4 protein-coding genes and 1 pseudogene are annotated in these 3,603 nt (G+C 37.3%); all 5 read left to right on the top strand.

All coding sequences use genetic code 11. From position 1 onward, the window contains the following. The coding region (locus tag BHV83_RS02555) for a DUF1573 domain-containing protein (protein ID WP_286756063.1) at positions 1-564 on the top strand (564 nt) is incomplete at its 5' end. A 224-nt stretch (positions 565-788) separates the two neighbouring features. Beyond that, positions 789-1,013 (top strand): NVEALA domain-containing protein, encoded by a 225-nt coding sequence (locus BHV83_RS02550; protein WP_005650747.1) that lies wholly within the window; start codon positions 789-791, stop codon positions 1,011-1,013. A 96-nt stretch (positions 1,014-1,109) separates the two neighbouring features. After that, complete coding sequence (locus BHV83_RS02545) at positions 1,110-2,123, top strand: BF3164 family lipoprotein (RefSeq protein ID WP_286756060.1); 1,014 nt, start codon at positions 1,110-1,112, stop codon at positions 2,121-2,123. A 7-nt stretch (positions 2,124-2,130) separates the two neighbouring features. Further along, the gene (locus BHV83_RS02540; RefSeq protein ID WP_005650742.1) at positions 2,131-3,219 is read left to right on the top strand and encodes a DUF4934 domain-containing protein; all 1,089 of its coding nucleotides are present in this window, start codon (positions 2,131-2,133) and stop codon (positions 3,217-3,219) included. Between the two features lie 70 nt (positions 3,220-3,289). Continuing rightward, positions 3,290-3,603: pseudogene (locus BHV83_RS02535) on the top strand (transglutaminase domain-containing protein); the annotation flags it as partial.

Below are 3,603 nucleotides of genomic sequence, written 5' to 3'. Positions count from 1 at the left end.
ATCTTCGTCTTCCAGTCGAAAGACGACAAAGAGTTGCGATACATCCTGAAACGCGACAACTTCGACCGTCCGGTCTGCATCGATCGGGACAGCCGATTGGACAAGTTGAACAAATTTCCACAAGATATCACTTTCCAAACATTCCTGCTTGATCAGGACAACAAGGTGAAAGTGATCGGCAATCCGGTGCATAACTTGGCTGTCAGGGATTTGTATCTAAAACAGATTGCTGGTGTGCAACACAAAGAGATATTGGCAAAAACCACCCTCGAACCGGAAAAGAGCGAATACGATTTAGGGACAGTCAAAGAAGGAACAACCAAGAAGCAGACGATCGCAGTCCGGAATACCGGAATAACTGTCTTTAAGTTGACAGGTTTCACCACCTCTTGCGACTGCACCGAAGCGACTTGCAATTGGAAAGAGTTGCAACCGGGAGAGAGCGGAACGATCACGGTCAGCTATGAAGCGGAACAGCCGGGAGATTTTTACCGAACAGTAGACATTTATGGAAACATCCCGAACAACTCACTGATGTTGAGTTTTATCGGAACAGTAAAATAATTAACGGGAAAAAGAAAGGAGTTCCTGCCTACAGGCTTGCAAACCGAGCAGAAACTCCCGGACTTTCCCTCATTCAATAACTAATAAAGAAGGAGGTAACGGCAGAAGTAGTAAATTTGGAGTAAACAACAAAAGGGTAGGAAATCACCCGGTCCGGGAAATGATACTGGGCGAAAGAGCCACAATTAATAATAAAATGATAAATCCCTAAAAATAATAATAAAATGGGAACGAAAATTTTGGGCGTTATCGCTTTTGTTGCGATCGCTGCAGCAGCAGGCTGGAACTACCAGCAAAATACAAATGAGGTTCAACTTTCTGACTTGGCATTGGAAAATGCCGAGGCTCTTGCCAGAGGTGAGAGCGGTACAGATTATTGTGATGACTTTACGACAATGAGATGTATGACTAGCGGAACTGTTTGGATGGATATGTATCATATCTGGTAATCAAATAATAAAGAGTGTGCCAGAATAAAATAAACTATAGGCGAAAGTATAGAATATGTGAATTTTGACACACTCTTTTGCTAAAAAAATTACATTATGAAAAATGTTATTATTTCATCAATATATATATTGTTGACATTTTTAAGTTTATCATGCAGTAAAAATAATTTACAAATTATATCTCTCAATGCAATAGACTATCCAAATGAATCTATAATGAGTTTCCCTTGGTCTATAGATGTTGTTAATGATAAGATTTTAACGTTTTTTACCCGTGATGAATACTTTATTAAGGTCTATGATGCTAATAATGGTATGGAACTTCATCATACAGGACATTTCGGAGGTGGTCCTAAAGAATTTACTCAGCCAGAATATTGGGGTAGAAATGAGTATAATGATATATTTATTTATGATTTAGGCTTAAAAAGTCTTAGAAAATATTCTTGGAATGAAATTTCTAATACATCAGATTTACCTGAAGTGAATAATATCCCGTTAAAAAATAAAGATATTTTAGTGCTTTCTGGTAAATATATGAATGATAACTGTTTTATAGCTTCATCAATGGCCGGATTAACGCAGCCTATCATAGAACTTGATAAAGATTTAGAAATAAAAGCAAACATAGGAAATGTTCCAGATGAACATCATCGTAGTACAGATTTGTCATCATATAGTGGATCTACAAGCGTATATGATAATAAATTTGTATTTGTAATGGCATCATTAGGATATATAGCTTGTTATGAAAAATTAGTAGATGGAGCAATCCAATTATTGTGGGATTTCTATTTGGAAGAACCTAAATATGTGAAAAAACAATTAGATAGAAAAAATTTAAAGCTTGGTTTTTCAGATGTAAAGATGACAAAAAACTATATTTTTTGCAGTTATTTTGGGCAAAAATATGTACGAGAAAATAGAAGAAATATAAAAGTGCATAATATTTTAGTATTTGATCATAATGGACATTTTTTAGCAAACTTGCACACAGACAGAAGTGCAAGTAGATTGTCTGTATCAGATGATGAAAAAACTATATATGCAGTAACTGAAGAGCCAGAAATAGCTATTGTACGGTTTGATATTAGTAACATACTGAAATAACAAGTTTATGAAAACATGGATTCTTCTCTTTTGCCTGTTTCTTGGGTCTTGTAGCAACCGACAAACGCAATCTTCCGATCATGAGAATTTTTATCGGATAGATTTTCGTCCTTTGGTCAAAAATGAAGCACAAGAAATAGGTTTAAATGAATGGGCGACAAATCCTCGATACGTGCAACTGGAAACCAACGACTTCATTCGGGTCAAATCCATCCAAAGGATCATACTGGACGATGAAAAACTGTTAGTGGTTCATTCGGACAGATTATCTCTATTTGATAAAGATGGAAAATATATGTATGAAATCGGTAAAAAAGGAGATGGAGAAGGAGAATATAAAAGGATGAATGGCGTTATTTTACGGAATGACACACTGTTTGTTGTGGATGGAAATTATGATTTTACACGATACAATTGGCAAGGAGAATATTTAGGTAAATTATTTTGCCCACGAATACGGCACACCCTGAATTTTTTCCTTATTCCCAATACGGGCATGTTTTTAGGGCATGTAGACAATCACACAGGAAAAAAAGAGGTCAGGTTTGTTTTTTTTCGAGATACGACAGCAATTAAGATTGTTCCGAATCTGGATAAATATGAGCCTGCTTCGTCAGAAGTCGTATATAGTGCACCACCCGAAATGAAAGCGTTTGACGGGCTTGTCCCCGCTTTCAAAGAAGTTTTCAACGACACGATCTATCAGGTTGATGAACACTTGAATTTAGTTCCTTATGCTGTAGTCGAGTTAGGAAAATACAAGGCTACCAAAGAAGCCATGTTTGCTTGCACGGCTGAACAGCTGATGAAAAAATGGGACTTCTTCAACGGCAAAATTGCGCTTGCTGCAACCGGAGAGAAAGACGGTATCATTTATCTGGCACACCATGATGTAACTGATCCGTACACTTACAGCTATGACAAAAATGCCAAACAAGCATTTTATCAAAAGGTCATCTATCCGGACAATTCTTACCGATTCAAGGAAGGAAGTACTTTTGTGCCTCATTTCATATCGACAGACGGAAAATATCTGATCGATTACGAGATACCGGAAAATGGAAATTCCCCTGTGATTGTCCTTGTCGAACGTTAATAAACAATTTATACCGTCCATGAAAACATGTTTCTTATTCATGATATTAAGTATTTTGACCTCTTGTTCCATGCAAAAAACAAAAGGTGTCAGTCTGGAACAAGCCTTATCCATGAGCGGAGAAAATCAGGCGGAATTGGAAAAGGTGCTCGAATATTACAAAAATGACAGTATAAAGTTAGAAGCAGCCCGATACTTAATCCGGAATATGCCGTTCCATTTTTCACGGATGGAATATTTCGTATCGCCCGAAGGCGAACGATATGTACCCGACATCCGGAATTTCACGGACAACCAGGCCGTAAAAAGGCATTGCGACTCTTTACAAGAAAAGGGATATACGATCAGGAAAGAGATCGTTTACGACATCAAGGCCTTACATAG

The sequence above is a fragment of the Parabacteroides sp. merdae-related_45_40 genome (assembly GCF_001915675.1).
This window is presented reverse-complemented; position numbering and strand designations above follow the sequence as displayed.

Excerpts from the sequence above, each read along its gene's own strand:
- BHV83_RS02550 (WP_005650747.1), top strand. The coding sequence starts at position 789 with ATGGGAACGAAAATTTTGGGCGTTATCGCTTTTGTTGCGATCGCTGCA.
- BHV83_RS02545 (WP_286756060.1), top strand. The coding sequence starts at position 1,110 with ATGAAAAATGTTATTATTTCATCAATATATATATTGTTGACATTTTTA.
- BHV83_RS02540 (WP_005650742.1), top strand. The coding sequence starts at position 2,131 with ATGAAAACATGGATTCTTCTCTTTTGCCTGTTTCTTGGGTCTTGTAGC.